Annotated in this window: 13 protein-coding genes; 9 read left to right on the top strand and 4 right to left on the bottom strand. The window is 62.0% G+C overall.

The window, feature by feature from the left end; all coding sequences use genetic code 11:
- The first annotated feature begins 18 nt into the window (after positions 1–18).
- The 6 genes from rfbB to AC0L2A_RS00525 all read left to right on the top strand — a co-directional run bounded on the left by rfbB (position 19) and on the right by AC0L2A_RS00525 (position 5,861).
- Positions 19–1,089, top strand: a complete 1,071-nt coding sequence (gene rfbB, locus AC0L2A_RS00500; protein ID WP_473607115.1) for a dTDP-glucose 4,6-dehydratase — start codon at positions 19–21, stop codon at positions 1,087–1,089.
- Between the two features lie 331 nt (positions 1,090–1,420).
- Complete coding sequence (cysD, locus tag AC0L2A_RS00505; protein ID WP_473607116.1) at positions 1,421–2,326, top strand: sulfate adenylyltransferase subunit CysD; 906 nt, start codon at positions 1,421–1,423, stop codon at positions 2,324–2,326.
- 2 nt (positions 2,327–2,328) lie between these two features.
- On the top strand, positions 2,329–4,266 hold the full coding sequence (cysN, locus tag AC0L2A_RS00510; protein WP_473607117.1) for a sulfate adenylyltransferase subunit CysN: 1,938 nt from the start codon (positions 2,329–2,331) through the stop codon (positions 4,264–4,266).
- A 10-nt stretch (positions 4,267–4,276) separates the two neighbouring features.
- Positions 4,277–5,065: a 3'(2'),5'-bisphosphate nucleotidase CysQ gene (gene cysQ / locus AC0L2A_RS00515; protein WP_473607307.1), complete on the top strand. Its 789-nt coding sequence runs from the start codon at positions 4,277–4,279 to the stop codon at positions 5,063–5,065.
- 128 nt (positions 5,066–5,193) lie between these two features.
- Positions 5,194–5,433, top strand: a complete 240-nt coding sequence (locus AC0L2A_RS00520) for a type II toxin-antitoxin system VapB family antitoxin (protein ID WP_091589846.1) — start codon at positions 5,194–5,196, stop codon at positions 5,431–5,433.
- Positions 5,433–5,861, top strand: a complete 429-nt coding sequence (locus AC0L2A_RS00525) for a type II toxin-antitoxin system VapC family toxin (protein ID WP_473607118.1) — start codon at positions 5,433–5,435, stop codon at positions 5,859–5,861. Before AC0L2A_RS00520 ends, AC0L2A_RS00525 begins: the two co-directional genes overlap by 1 nt.
- 136 nt (positions 5,862–5,997) lie before the next feature.
- On the opposite strand, the gene AC0L2A_RS00530 is transcribed toward AC0L2A_RS00525, so the two are convergent.
- The 4 genes from AC0L2A_RS00530 to AC0L2A_RS00545 form a co-directional block, all read right to left on the bottom strand.
- Entirely contained in the window at positions 5,998–7,140 is a 1,143-nt protein-coding gene (locus AC0L2A_RS00530) for a DegT/DnrJ/EryC1/StrS family aminotransferase (protein WP_287049910.1), read from the bottom strand.
- A 255-nt stretch (positions 7,141–7,395) separates the two neighbouring features.
- Positions 7,396–8,319 (bottom strand): carbohydrate kinase family protein, encoded by a 924-nt coding sequence (locus AC0L2A_RS00535; RefSeq protein ID WP_473607119.1) that lies wholly within the window; start codon positions 8,317–8,319, stop codon positions 7,396–7,398.
- Positions 8,316–8,762 carry an RbsD/FucU family protein gene (locus AC0L2A_RS00540; protein ID WP_473607120.1) on the bottom strand — a complete coding sequence of 149 codons (447 nt, stop codon included), beginning with the start codon at positions 8,760–8,762 and terminating at the stop codon, positions 8,316–8,318. Before AC0L2A_RS00540 ends, AC0L2A_RS00535 begins: the two co-directional genes overlap by 4 nt.
- 3 nt (positions 8,763–8,765) lie before the next feature.
- Positions 8,766–9,992: an ROK family transcriptional regulator gene (locus AC0L2A_RS00545; protein WP_023802793.1), complete on the bottom strand. Its 1,227-nt coding sequence runs from the start codon at positions 9,990–9,992 to the stop codon at positions 8,766–8,768.
- Positions 9,993–10,259: 267 nt separating this feature from the next.
- Between AC0L2A_RS00545 and AC0L2A_RS00550 the strand changes: the two genes are divergently transcribed.
- The 3 genes from AC0L2A_RS00550 to AC0L2A_RS00560 all read left to right on the top strand — a co-directional run bounded on the left by AC0L2A_RS00550 (position 10,260) and on the right by AC0L2A_RS00560 (position 13,245).
- Entirely contained in the window at positions 10,260–11,237 is a 978-nt protein-coding gene (locus tag AC0L2A_RS00550; RefSeq protein WP_287217565.1) for a sugar ABC transporter substrate-binding protein, read from the top strand.
- Between the two features lie 158 nt (positions 11,238–11,395).
- Positions 11,396–12,460 carry an ABC transporter permease gene (locus tag AC0L2A_RS00555; protein ID WP_287217426.1) on the top strand — a complete coding sequence of 355 codons (1,065 nt, stop codon included), beginning with the start codon at positions 11,396–11,398 and terminating at the stop codon, positions 12,458–12,460.
- A gap of 2 nt (positions 12,461–12,462) precedes the next feature.
- A complete protein-coding gene (locus AC0L2A_RS00560) occupies positions 12,463–13,245 on the top strand; it encodes an ATP-binding cassette domain-containing protein (RefSeq protein WP_023802796.1) in 783 nt (260 codons plus the stop codon).
- Positions 13,246–13,297: the final 52 nt, after the last annotated feature.

Below are 13,297 nucleotides of genomic sequence, written 5' to 3' on the forward strand. Positions count from 1 at the left end.
TTGCGTGAGGAGGGCGGGATGAATTTTCTGGTGACCGGAGGGGCCGGGTTTATCGGCTCAGCGGTGTGCCGGCATTTGTGCAGCAATCCGGCCTACCGGGTGACCAATATCGACAAGCTCACCTATGCGGGAAACCTTGCCTCGTTGCGGCCAATCGAGAAGGCCCACAACTACAGATTCGAGCACGCCGACATCTGTGACAACAGGACGATTCTGGAAGTGCTGCATCGCGACAGCATCGACATCGTTATTCATCTTGCAGCTGAAAGCCATGTCGACCGGTCGATCGACGGGCCCGCCGCGTTCATCGAAACCAATATCGTCGGCACCTACCGAATGCTCAATTCGGCGCTGGAATATTGGTGCAGACTTCCCGACGAGAAAAAACTCAGGTTTCGTTTCCACCATGTTTCGACCGACGAGGTGTTCGGCGATCTGCCCTTCGACAGCGGCATTTTCACCGAACAGACGCCCTATGCACCATCTTCTCCTTATTCCGCGTCGAAGGCCGCATCCGACCATCTGGTGCGAGCATGGCATGTCACCTACGGCCTGCCAGTCATCCTGTCGAACTGCTCGAACAACTACGGTCCGTACCATTTCCCCGAAAAGCTGATCCCGCTCGTCATATTGAACGCGTTGGAAGAAAAACCGTTACCGGTCTACGGCGCCGGCGCAAACATACGCGACTGGCTTTTCGTCGAGGATCATGCCCGCGCGTTGGCTATGGTCGCGACCCAGGGCGCAGTCGGCGAGAGCTACAATATCGGGGGAGGCTCGGAACGCACCAATCGGGCGGTGGTCGAAGCGATTTGCGACATCCTCGACAACAGGCGGCCGCGTTCCGCCGGCCGGCGCTATCGCGATCTCGTCACCTTCATTGCGGACCGCGCAGGCCATGACCGGCGCTACGCAATCGACGCTTCGAAGATTGAGCGCGATCTCGGCTGGACGCCGCACGAGACCTTCGACAGCGGCCTCGCCAGGACCGTCGACTGGTATCTTCAGAACGAGTGGTGGTGGGGTCCGATCCGCCGCGAGCGCTACGCCGGCCAGCGGCTGGGCGAAGCGCGCAAGGGTGCCGCGTGAGGCTTGTCGTCATCGGGTGCGAGATCTATAGCAACAACGTTGTAAGCGGTCGCCGGGCGTCTTTCTTGACCCTAGCAATGTTTTCCTGACGTTCGCAACGCCATCGCCCGCTGAGCAGGAATTTCCGAGTTCTGGCCGCTGGGTGGAAAATTCATTCCCGAACCACTCCAGGGCAGGCCTCTCTCGCATTGTTATAAACCATGGCGATCTGCTAGAACGCCTGCACGAAAATAAGATTGTCCAGAAGTGAAGCTTGAACCGGGCGGCTGAAAATTGCGCCTGATGCAGCGATGCGAGGTCTCTGGACGGCACGAGAGAACGCTTAAAGTCCATGAACATCGCGCTTACGCACCTTCAGCGGCTTGAAGCCGAATCCATCCATATTTTTCGCGAAGTTGCGGCCGCGTTCGCCAAGCCGGTGATGCTCTATTCGGTCGGCAAGGATTCCTCGGTGCTGATGCACCTTGCGATGAAGGCGTTTTATCCCGCCAAGCCGCCCTTTCCCTTTCTTCACGTCGACACCACCTGGAAATTCCGCGAGATGATCGCCTTTCGCGATCAGATGGCGCAAAAGCTCGGTTTCGATCTCCTGGTCCATGTCAACGGCGATGGTGTGCGCGACAACATCAATCCCTTCGACCACGGCTCCAACACGCATACGCATGTGATGAAGACGGTTGCGCTGCGGCAGGCGCTCGACAAATACGGCTTCGATGCAGCCTTCGGCGGGGCGCGGCGCGACGAGGAGAAATCGCGCGCCAAGGAGCGGATCTTCTCTTTCCGCAATGCCCAGCACGTCTGGGATCCGAAGAACCAGCGGCCGGAGATGTGGAACATATTCAACTCCCGCATCGCGACCGGTGAATCGATCCGGGTCTTTCCGTTGTCGAACTGGACCGAACTCGACATCTGGCAGTACATTCTCCAGGAAGACATCCCGATCGTGCCGCTGTATTTCGCCAAGGAGCGGCCGGTCGTCGAACGTGACGGCATGCTCATTCTGAGAGATGACGACCGCATGCAGTTGCGTCCCGGCGAGACGGTGGAGAACCGGCTGGTGCGGTTCCGCACGCTCGGCTGCTATCCGCTGACCGGCGCGATCGAATCGGCCGCCGACACGCTGGAGGCCATTGTCGGCGAAATGCTCACGGCGCGCACCTCGGAACGGCAGGGCCGCCTGATCGACCGTGATGAAGCCGGCTCGATGGAAAAGAAGAAGCGCGAGGGGTATTTCTGAGCATGCGCCACATCACGGCCGAGAGCCTTGCCCCCACCGACGGCATTCGCGACTATCTGGCGGTGCAGGAACAAAAATCGCTGCTGCGCTTCCTGACCTGCGGTTCCGTCGACGACGGCAAGTCGACGTTGATCGGGCGCCTTCTGTCGGACACCAAGCAGATTTTCGAGGACCAGCTTGCTGCGCTTGAGCGTGATTCGCGCAAGCACGGGACGACGGGCGACGACGTCGATTTCGCGCTGCTGGTCGATGGCCTCGAGGCCGAGCGCGAGCAGGGCATCACCATTGATGTCGCCTATCGCTTTTTCGCCACGCCAAAACGGAAATTCATCGTTGCCGATACGCCTGGCCACGAACAATACACGCGCAACATGGCGACGGGCGCGTCGACCGCCGATCTGGCCATCGTTCTGATCGACGCCCGGCAAGGCGTGCTACGCCAGACAAGGCGCCACTCTATCATCGCCTCGCTGCTCGGCATCCGGCACATAGTGCTCGCCGTCAACAAGATCGATCTCGTCGGCTTCGACAAGGCGGTGTTCGAACGGATTGTCGCAGACTACGCCCAGTTCTCACGTGAACTCGGTTTCCAGTCGATCGTGTCCATTCCGATGTCGGCCCGCTATGGCGACAACGTTACGGGCCGTTCCGATAAAACAGAATGGTTTTCCGGCCCGACGCTGATCGAACATCTGGAAGCCGTGTCAGTCGATGAAGCCGTTGTCGAACTGCCGTTCCGTTTTCCGGTGCAGTATGTGAATCGCCCCAATCTCGATTTTCGTGGTTTTGCCGGCACGATTGCGTCCGGCTCCGTCTCTCCAGGCGACGAGGTCGTTGTCGCCAAATCCGGCAAGTCCGCTCATGTCAGGCGCATCGTCTCGCATGGCGGCGATCTGAGCCAGGCGGTGGCGGGCCAGGCCATCACCCTTGTTCTCGACGACGAGGTCGAGGTCTCGCGCGGCAACATGCTGGTGTCACCTGCGGCGCGGCCGCAGGTCGCCGACCAGTTCGCCGCCAACATCGTCTGGTTCGACGAGCACGCGCTGCTGCCGGGCCGCTCCTATATCCTGCGGACCGAGACCGACCAGACCAGCGCTACCGTCACCGACCTGAAATACCGCGTCAACGTCAACGATTTTGCCCATGAGGCGGCCAAGTCGCTCGAAATGAACGAGGTCGGCAATTGCAACATCTCGACGCGGGCGCCGATCGCCTTCGATATTTTCGCCGAGAACCGCACGACCGGCGCCTTCATCCTGATCGACCGCATCACCAACGCCACGGTCGGCGCAGGCATGATCCTGCATTCGCTGCGCCGCGCCGAGAACATCCACTGGCAATCGCTCGATGTCGGCAAGCACGGCCGCGCCGATCTGAAGAACCAGCGGCCCGCCGTGTTCTGGTTCACCGGGCTCTCTGGGTCGGGCAAGTCGACCATCGCCAACCTTTTCGAGAAGAAGCTGTTCGCGACCGGCCGCCACACCTACATCCTGGATGGCGACAATGTCCGCCACGGGCTCAATCGCGATCTTGGCTTCACCGACGCCGACCGCGTCGAAAACATTCGCCGGGTGGCCGAAGTGGCGCGCCTGATGGCCGATGCCGGGCTGATCGTCATTGTTTCCTTCATTTCGCCATTCAGCGCCGAAAGGCGCATGGCCAGGGAATTGATGGCCAGCGGTGAATTCGTCGAGGTGTTTGTCGACACACCCTTTGAGGAATGCGCCAGACGCGATCCGAAGGGCCTCTATGCGCGGGCGTTGAACGGCGAAATCAAGAATTTCACCGGCGTCGATTCACCGTATGAAGCCCCGGAAAATCCCGAAATCCATCTCAAGACACTCGGCAAGTCGGCCGAGGAGATGGTCGAGGCCCTGGAACTCTGGCTGAACGAGCGCGACATTGCCGAAAACCAATACGATAGCGGCGGCGGCATCTGACGACGAATCGATGCTCGGGGTGTTCGAGCGCCTTGCCCTGGGGGCGGGGCGAGAGGTGATGCGTGTTTTTGATGCCGGCTGCGCGGTCGACCAGAAATCAGACGCCTCGCCGGTGACCGAAGCCGATCGCGAGAGCGAAAAGATCATTCTCGCCGGGCTGCGCGCCGCCTTCCCCGATATCCCTTGCGTGGCTGAGGAAGAGGCATCGGCCGGCATCGTGCCGCCGGACCTCGACGACGCCTTCTTCCTGGTGGACCCACTGGACGGCACCAAGGAATTCGTCAACCGCAGGACCGACTTCACCGTCAACATCGCGCTCGTTCGCCACGGCGTGCCGGAGATCGGTGTGGTCTTTGCGCCATGCACCGGACGCTTCTTTTCCGGCCGGCCGGGCAGGGCGGAAGCAATCGATGTCAATGGCGATTACCAGATCATCGGCCGTCGGCCGATTTCGGCCAGAACGGTCGTGGAGCCACTGACCGTCGTCGCCAGCCGGTCCCACAATACGCCCGAGACCGAAGCCTATATCCGCACGGTGGGCGCTGCCGAGATCGTCTCGGTCGGCTCGTCGCTGAAATTCTGTCTTGTCGCCAGCGCCGAGGCCGACGTCTATCCGCGCTTCGGCCGCACCATGGAATGGGACACCGCGGCCGGCGACGCGGTGCTGCGCGCTGCCGGCGGCATGACGCGCGGCCTCGACGGTGAGCCGCTCGCCTACGGCAAGCGCAACCAGAGCGATGACGAGGATTTTGCCAATCCGCATTTCATCGCCAGCGGCAAGGTGGCCAGGCCAACCTGACGCCTTGCGTGGCGCGTCCTCGAAATTGCTGACGGAACCCCTCCCACAAACCTTATGCTCTCCTGATGGACGGTTGCCATCACGTGTTGGCGTTATTATATTCACGTCTACACACAGGAGAATTCGCTATGCCCCTCAACATTCGCAGTGAAGAGGTAAACGCGCTTGCCGAAAAGCTGGCAGCGCGCACGCGCTTGAACAAGACGGCTGCCGTGAAGCTGGCCCTGGAGAACGAATTGCGCCGCGCCGAAGAGGCGATCCCTCTGTGGGAGCGACTGAAGCCTTTGCGCGCGAAGATCGCGGCCTATCCAGACACCGGCCTTGCGGCGGACAGGGCGTTTTTCGATGACCTCAGCGGCGACTACTGATGTTCGTCGATGCGTCTGCAATCATCGCCATTATGACGGAAGAGCCTGAGGCCGAGAACCTTGCGGCCGCGCTGGATGCCGCACGCTCTCCGCGGCCGATCACATCGGTCGTGGCTGCATGGGAGGCGACAGTTGGGCTGTTTCGCAAAAAGCGCATTCCCATGGCAGAAGCTGAAGCACGAGTGCAGGAGTTCCTTGAAGCGGCTGGGGTCCAGGTGCTGGCGATTTCGAGCCGCGAGTTGACCGCCGCGCTGCAAGCCTTCGATCGCTATGGACGGCACCGCTATCCGGACGCTGAACGGAATAGTGCGCTCAATCTTGCCGACTGCTTCCATTACGCGACTGCGAAATCCTACCAAGCGCCGATCCTGACCATAGATGCGGGATTTGCGCTTACCGATGTCACGACTGTGGGTGTCAAGATCTGATATCTCGGAAGGGATCTGGTGGCCGAACTCGCGCAAACCAGGTGGCCGTCATTGTCTTCTTTTCCCGCTTCGACGCTCTCTACGCGATACCAAATCGGCGTATTGCTGGAGCGTATACCGGTGCTCGCGCGTGGCTCTACGCGGCGGCGATTTGCGCCGAATTCGAGCCGATATAATTGCGGATCGTCTCGATGATCCGGTCCTGGTCGGCCTCGCTCAGATAGGGATGCATGGGCAGGCACAGGATACGCTTCGGCAGTTCCTCAGAAACGGCAAGACCTGTCGGCGTGCGCGGATAGTCGCGGTAGGCGATCTGGCTGTGCAGCGGCTTCACATAATAGATCACCGACGGGATATTTTTTTCCCCGAGATGCGCCTTCAGCCCGTCGCGCTTCGGCGTCTCGATGGCATATTGCGCCCAGGCCGAACGGCCGCCGTCCAGGTTGCGCGCTGCCTTGACGATGTCGCCGAGGCCTTCGGCATACCGTTTGGCGACCGCTTGCCGGGCAACCATTTCGTCTTCAAGAATGGCCAGCTTCTCGATCAGGATCGCCGCCTGCAGAGTGTCGAGCCGCGAATTGATGCCGACGCGGACGTTGTCATATTGGGTTTCGCCTTTGCCGTGGAAGGCGAACGAGCGAAGTTGCTCGGCCAGCGCATCGTCATTGGTGAACATCGCGCCGCCGTCGCCATAGCAGCCGAGCGGTTTTGCCGGGTAGAAGCTGGTCGAGCCGACCGCGCCGAACGAACCCAGCATCTTGCCGTCGCTCGAGCCGCCGATCGCTTGGGCGGCATCTTCGATCACCATCAGCCCTTCGCGGTTGGCGATGGCCATGATCGCCTCGTAATCGGCGGCGAGCCCGAACAGGTCGACGGGAATGATCGCCCTTGGCTTCAGCCGGCCTTCCGCCTTGATCATGGCGATGGCGGCTTCGAGGCTGGCGATGTCGATATTGTAGGTCTGCGGATCGACATCGACGAAAACCGGCTCGGCCTTGGCCAGCGCCACCACTTCCGCCGTGGCGGCGAAGGTGAAGCTCGGCACGAACACCGCGTCACCTGGACCGATGCCGGCCGCAAACAGCGGCAGCAGCAGCGCGTCGGTCCCGTTGGCGCAGGCTACGACATGCTTGGTGCCGACATAGGCGGCGAGCTTGTTTTCGAATTCGGTGACCTCAGGTCCGAGAATGTAGCGACCCTCGTCGACGACGCGGTCGATGGCGGCTTTCAGCCTGTCGCGGATTCGTTCGCGCTGCGCGCCTAGATCGATGAACTGCATGTCGGCCTCAAAACGGGGACTAGCCAGATAACCGGCCGCTGGTATCAGACTTGGCGCGGCCGAGAAAGCTGCACGGACCAAACCACGAATTGCTCAAATGTCGCAGCCTGTTACCTCTCAGTCCGACAGGTCCGCATCAGACGCCGGAAATCCGGGGCTTTGTTACGCACGATATGGCCTTCGTGTCGCACGCGCTCGGCTGGGCGAAACATAAAGTGATCGATATTTGCGCATCCTCAGCGCATCGCCGTCCAATCAGGCGATTTCATGCCGCCAGGGCGGATTGGCGCCGGCCCGCGACACGGTTACCGCCGCAGCCTTGGCGCCGAGCGCCAGCGCCTTGTGGATGGCGTCGTCCGACAGATTGGCGACCGCCTCCTTCGACAGCAGGCCTTGCTCGTGCAGCGAGGCCAGGATGCCGGCGTTGAACGTGTCGCCGGCGCCGACCGTATCGACCACCTCGACCTTGTCCGGCACGACCGTGACCTTGTGATCCCTGGTGTAGCCGATGGCGCCTTCGCTGCCATGGGTGACGACGATCAGCGTCGGGCCGCGCTCCAGCCAGTTGCGGACGACGTCCTCGTGCGAGCCGGCTTCGCCGAACCAGTTGAGGTCCTCGTCCGACAGTTTCACGATGTCGGCCATGGCCATCATCGAGCGGATGCGCCTGAGATGCTTGGCCTTGTCCGCTATGAAATTCGGCCGGATGTTGGGGTCGAGCATGATGACGCGGCGGCTGTGCTCGCGCCGCATGAATTCCTCGTAGGCGGATCCGGCCGGCTCCGAGATCAGGCTGATGGCGCCGAACAGCATGGCTTCGATCTCGCTGCCGAGTTTCGGCAGATCGTCGATGGTCAGCATCCGTCCGGCTGTGTTTTCATCGTAGAACGTGTAGGTCGCCTGGCCGTTGTCCAGCCGCACGAAGGCGAGCGTGGTCGGCCGGGGCGATGTGTGCGCATAGGTGGAACTGACTTGGCTTGCCCTCAGCGCGTCCTTGAACTGGCTGCCGAACAGATCCGTCGACAGGCCGGAAAAGAAACCGGCGGGCGCTCCCAGCCGGCCGAGCGCTATTGCCGTGTTGAACACCGCGCCGCCGACATAAGGGGCAAAGGCCGGCTCGCCCTCAGTCGTGGTGCGTGGCAGCATGTCGATCAGGGCTTCGCCGCAACAGAGGATCATGATTTTCTGGTCTCCGGCGGATAGATCACACCCTTGCGGATGATGATGTTGGCGTAGAGCCGCGGCTCGCTTGTCGCGACGATCGCGTGTGCGGACCTGACCCGTTGATAGAAGTCGGCGCCGCCAAGCGCAACCACCTTGCGGCCCGGAGCACGCTCGGCGCAGATCGCCTCCATCTCGTGATGAACGGGATCGGCAAGCTGGGGATCACCTTTGACCGAGGCGCGAAACAGCGCCTCCGGCACCGCGTCATCGACAGGCAATACGCTGAGGATGGCGTCGAGCATCGGAGCAAGATGATGACCGTCGGCGCGGATGAGCCGGTGTGCCTGCTCCTTCGCCGGGTAGTTTCCGTCGACAAGGGCGATCTCGTCGCCATGACCCATGGCACGCAGCGTCGCCAGCAGCTGTGGACCGAGCAGCACCGGGATTCCGATCAGCATCGCTCAGGCACTCCTGGAAATCGTGGTCGAGCCGATGAGGAAGCGCTCGGAAAGCGGCAGGCTGGCACCGCCCAGGGCACGTGCATGAATGCCGACAGTCCCCTCGCGCACGGCCGGAAGCTTCAGGCCTTCACCGTCGATCTTGCCGATAGCATCGATAACGGCATCGACGAGCCGGCGCCGCACGGCCTTCGGCATCCATCCGTCGATCACCGCCGCCTCGAAATCGATAACCGATGACGCCGCCACAATGGCATAGGCGAGCGCCTGCGAGGCGCAGGCGATCCAATCGTCGAGCTCGACGCCGATTTCGCCCCAATCCTCCGGTGACGTCCACAGATGTGAGGCTTCGACGCCGCGCGCGTTGAGTGCCTTTTCCAGCATGGCGATCGACGCCACGCCGATCAATTGGGTCGGCTTGCCGTCCGGTCCAGGCACCGGCATCGAACCCAGCGCGCCGGCATTGCCGGTCGGTCCGCCGAAAAGGTGACCGTTCAGCACGATGCCGCCGCCGGCGAAGGCACCGATATAGAAATAGACGAAGTCGCGTGCCGTGCCCGCTTTGCCGAACACCAGTTCGGCGCCGCATGCAGAGGTGGCGTCATTTTGCAGGTAGACGGGGAATTCGCACTGTGCCTGGATGTCGGCGCGGATGTCTCGGTGGCGCCATTCGTCCATGACGTCGCGCGGCGCACCTGCCGTATCGGCCCAACTCCACAATTCGAACGGCATGGCGATGCCAAGTCCGGCAATGCGCTTGTCCTGCGCCGGGGTGAGTTCGCCGCGCATCGTCTTCATGCCGGAGGTGACGAACTCGACCGTCTCGCGCGGTGCCGGATAGCGGTAGGAATGCTGCAGCATCGAACGCACATTGCCGAGAAAATCGATCAGAACGAGTTCGGCGCTACGACGGCCGATCTTCAGGCCGATGAAATAGGCGCCATCGGGATTGAGCGCCATCGGAATGGAAGGTTGGCCGATCTTGCCGCGCAGCGGCGCCTGGCGGACAAGAAGGTTGTCCTCCTCGAGTTCGCGCATGATGACCGAAACGGTTTGGGCCGAAAGTCCGGTCATGCGCGCAATGTCGGACTTCGCCAGGCTGCCGTGCTGACGCACCAGCGACAGCACCAGCCGCTCATTGTGGTCCCGCATGCCGCTCTGGTTGGTGCCGCGGTGAATGCGGCTTTTGGCTGCCTCGGGCGAACCGTGCCTTGGTATGCCGGTCTCCACCCCTTCTCCTCCCGTCGTTTCCCTAATGCTTTTGGCCAGAATGAGTGACCGACGCCACGCTGTCAATAATAAATAAGAGTGATTTAATTATTGACAGGAACCTCAGTCTGGTATTCTCTTGGCGCAAGCGTCCACGCCGGGAGAAGTTGCTGGATGCTCATGCGATGCCGGTTGGCCGGCATCCGAACTGGTCCCACTGGGAGGAAAATCGTGACCAAGACAGCACTGCTAAGATCCACCGTTTTTGCCGCGGCCGGACTGGGTCTGATGGCGTTCACCTCGGCTGCGTCCGCCGCCGATGTCGGCGCCTGCCTGATCACCAAGACCGACACCAACCCGTTCTTCGTCAAGATGAAGGAAGGCGCGAGCGCCAAGGCCAAGGAACTCGGCGTCGAACTCAAAGCCTACGCCGGCAAGATCGATGGCGACAGCGAGAGCCAGGTGGCGGCGATCGAAAGCTGCATCGCCGACGGCGCCAAGGGCATCCTGATCACCGCGTCGGATACCAAGGGCATCGTCCCGGCGGTGAAGAAGGCACGTGACGCCGGTCTGCTGGTGATCGCGCTGGACACGCCGCTTGATCCGCTCGACGCCGCCGACGCGACCTTTGCGACCGACAATCTGGAGGCCGGCAAGCTGATTGGTGCGTGGGCCGCAGCGACGCTCGGCGACAAGGCGAAGGATGCCAGGATCGGCTTCCTCGACCTGACGCCCTCGCAGCCGACGGTCGACGTGCTGCGCGACCAGGGCTTCATGATGGGCTATGGCATCGACGTGAAGGACCCCAACAAGATCGGCGATGAGGACGATCCGCGTATCGTCGGCCACGACGTCACCAACGGCAACGAGGAAGGTGGCCGCAAGGCGATGGAGAACCTCCTCCAGAAGGATCCCGGCATCAACGTCATCCACACCATCAACGAGCCGGCAGCCGTCGGCGCCTACCAGGCGCTCAAGGCCGTGGGTCTCGAAGGCAATGTGCTGATCGTGTCGGTCGATGGCGGCTGCCCCGGCGTGAAGTCGGTCGCCGAGGGCGTGATCGGTGCGACCTCACAGCAATATCCGCTGCAGATGGCGGCACTCGGCATCGAAGCGATCGCCGCTTACGCCAAGGACGGGACGAAGCCCAAGCCGAGCGAAGGCAAGGATTTCTTCGACACCGGCGTCAACCTCGTGACCGACAAGCCCGCGGAGGGCGTGAAGTCCATCGACACCAAGGAAGGCCTCGCCAAGTGCTGGGGCTGATGCCGGTCTGACAGGCAACAGACCGAAGCGGCCAGGGGCTTGATCCCCGGCCGCTTCGGGTGGACGATGCGGAAATCGCAAGCGCGAACAATTCCGGCGGCAGATCGGGAACGGTTGGACGGGCTTCGGCGCGTGGCTGAAGCCTCATGGGAGGAAACATGTCTCAGGTTCAGGAATTCGAAAAGGCTCTCGCGAACAGCGAGACAAGCGTTGCTGCTTTTGACGAGCATGGCACATCGCTCGTCAAGCGCATCCAGCATTTCCTGCATTCCACTCCGGCTGCGGTGCCGCTGATCGTGCTGGTCCTGTCGATCGCTGTCTTTGGCATCACGATCGGAGGACGGTTCTTTTCGTCCTACACGCTGACGCTGATCCTGCAGCAGATCGCCATCGTCGGTATTCTCGGCGCCGCGCAGACGCTGGTCATCCTGACAGCCGGCATCGACCTGTCAATCGGCGTGATCATGGTGATTTCGGCCGTGATCATGGGCAATTGCGCGGTCACCTATGGCCTGCCGACCTTGCTTGCCGTGGTGATCGGGCTTGCCGCCGGCGCGGCCTGCGGGCTGCTCAACGGGCTGCTGGTCGCCTACATGAAGCTGCCGCCCTTCATCGTCACACTCGGCACCTGGAACATCGTCATGGCCACGAATTTCATCTATTCGGCCAATGAGACGATCCGTGACGCCGACGTCGACGTCCAGGCCCCGCTGCTGCATCTGTTTGGCCTGAACTTCAAGGTCGGCACGGCGGTGCTGACGTTCGGCGTCATTGCCATGGTCGTCCTGGTGCTGTTCTTGTGGTACGTGCTCAATCACACGGCATGGGGCCGTCATGTCTACGCTGTCGGCGACGATCCGGAGGCGGCGAAGCTGTCGGGCATCCAGACCAAGAAGGTGCTGATCTCGGTCTACACGCTTGCCGGGCTGATCGCCGCTTTCGCTGCCTGGGTCTCCATCGGCCGCAACGGCTCGATCTCACCGTCCGCTGCCGTCACCGACTACAATTTGCAGGCGATCACCGCGACGGTGATCGGCGGCATTTCCCTCTTCGGCGGGCGCGGTTCGATTCTGGGCACGCTGTTCGGCGCGATGATCGTCGGCGTCGTGTCGATGGGCCTCAACATGCTGGGCGCCGATCCGCAATGGAAAGTGCTGCTCACCGGTGTGCTGATCATCGGCGCCGTGGCGATCGACCAGTGGATCAGAAAGGTTTCGGTGTAACCATGACCCAGGAGCCCATCCTCACCGCGCGCGGCCTCGTCAAGCGCTACGGCCGCGTCACCGCACTGAACAGCTGCGACTTCGATCTCTATCCGGGAGAGATCCTGGCCGTGATCGGCGACAATGGCGCCGGCAAGTCGACGCTGATCAAGGCGATCTCGGGCGCCGTTGTCCCGGACGAGGGGATCATCGAGTTGGACGGCAAGCAGGTGCTCTTCAAGTCGCCCATCGAAGCGCGCGAAGCGGGCATCGAAACCGTCTACCAGAACCTGGCGTTGTCGCCGGCGCTGTCGATCGCCGACAATATGTTCCTCGGTCGCGAGATCCGCAAACCGGGTTTTCTGGGCGACTGGCTGCGCATGCTCGACCGCCCGGCAATGGAAAAGCGCGCCCGCGACAAACTTACCGAACTTGGCCTGATGACCATCCAGAACATCAGCCAGGCCGTCGAGACGCTGTCGGGCGGTCAACGCCAGGGCGTGGCGGTGGCGCGCGCCGCCGCCTTCGGCTCGAAGATGGTCATCATGGATGAGCCGACGGCGGCGCTAGGCGTCAAGGAGAGCCGCCGCGTGCTCGAACTGATCCTCGACGTGAAGAAGCGCGGCCTGCCGATCGTGCTGATTTCGCATAACATGCCGCATGTCTTCGAGGTGGCCGACCGCATTCACATCCATCGGCTGGGCCGTCGCCTCTGTGTCATCGATCCCAAGCAATATACGATGTCGGACGCCGTCGCCTTCATGACCGGAGCGAAGCTTCCGCCGGAGGCGGCACTGGCGGCCTGATGCATGTCGCCCAAAAGCATGCCCTCGGGCGCGAACCGAGGGTGCGCTGCGG

The organism is Mesorhizobium sp. WSM4844 (assembly GCF_055811775.1).

Excerpts from the sequence above, each read along its gene's own strand:
- cysQ (WP_473607307.1), top strand. The coding sequence starts at position 4,277 with ATGCTCGGGGTGTTCGAGCGCCTTGCCCTGGGGGCGGGGCGAGAGGTG.
- AC0L2A_RS00555 (WP_287217426.1), top strand. The coding sequence starts at position 11,396 with ATGTCTCAGGTTCAGGAATTCGAAAAGGCTCTCGCGAACAGCGAGACA.
- AC0L2A_RS00530 (WP_287049910.1), bottom strand. The coding sequence starts at position 7,140 with ATGCAGTTCATCGATCTAGGCGCGCAGCGCGAACGAATCCGCGACAGG.
- AC0L2A_RS00525 (WP_473607118.1), top strand. The coding sequence starts at position 5,433 with ATGTTCGTCGATGCGTCTGCAATCATCGCCATTATGACGGAAGAGCCT.
- cysD (WP_473607116.1), top strand. The coding sequence starts at position 1,421 with ATGAACATCGCGCTTACGCACCTTCAGCGGCTTGAAGCCGAATCCATC.
- AC0L2A_RS00535 (WP_473607119.1), bottom strand. The coding sequence starts at position 8,319 with ATGATCCTCTGTTGCGGCGAAGCCCTGATCGACATGCTGCCACGCACC.
- AC0L2A_RS00520 (WP_091589846.1), top strand. The coding sequence starts at position 5,194 with ATGCCCCTCAACATTCGCAGTGAAGAGGTAAACGCGCTTGCCGAAAAG.
- cysN (WP_473607117.1), top strand. The coding sequence starts at position 2,329 with ATGCGCCACATCACGGCCGAGAGCCTTGCCCCCACCGACGGCATTCGC.
- AC0L2A_RS00560 (WP_023802796.1), top strand. The coding sequence starts at position 12,463 with ATGACCCAGGAGCCCATCCTCACCGCGCGCGGCCTCGTCAAGCGCTAC.
- AC0L2A_RS00540 (WP_473607120.1), bottom strand. The coding sequence starts at position 8,762 with ATGCTGATCGGAATCCCGGTGCTGCTCGGTCCACAGCTGCTGGCGACG.
- AC0L2A_RS00550 (WP_287217565.1), top strand. The coding sequence starts at position 10,260 with ATGGCGTTCACCTCGGCTGCGTCCGCCGCCGATGTCGGCGCCTGCCTG.
- rfbB (WP_473607115.1), top strand. The coding sequence starts at position 19 with ATGAATTTTCTGGTGACCGGAGGGGCCGGGTTTATCGGCTCAGCGGTG.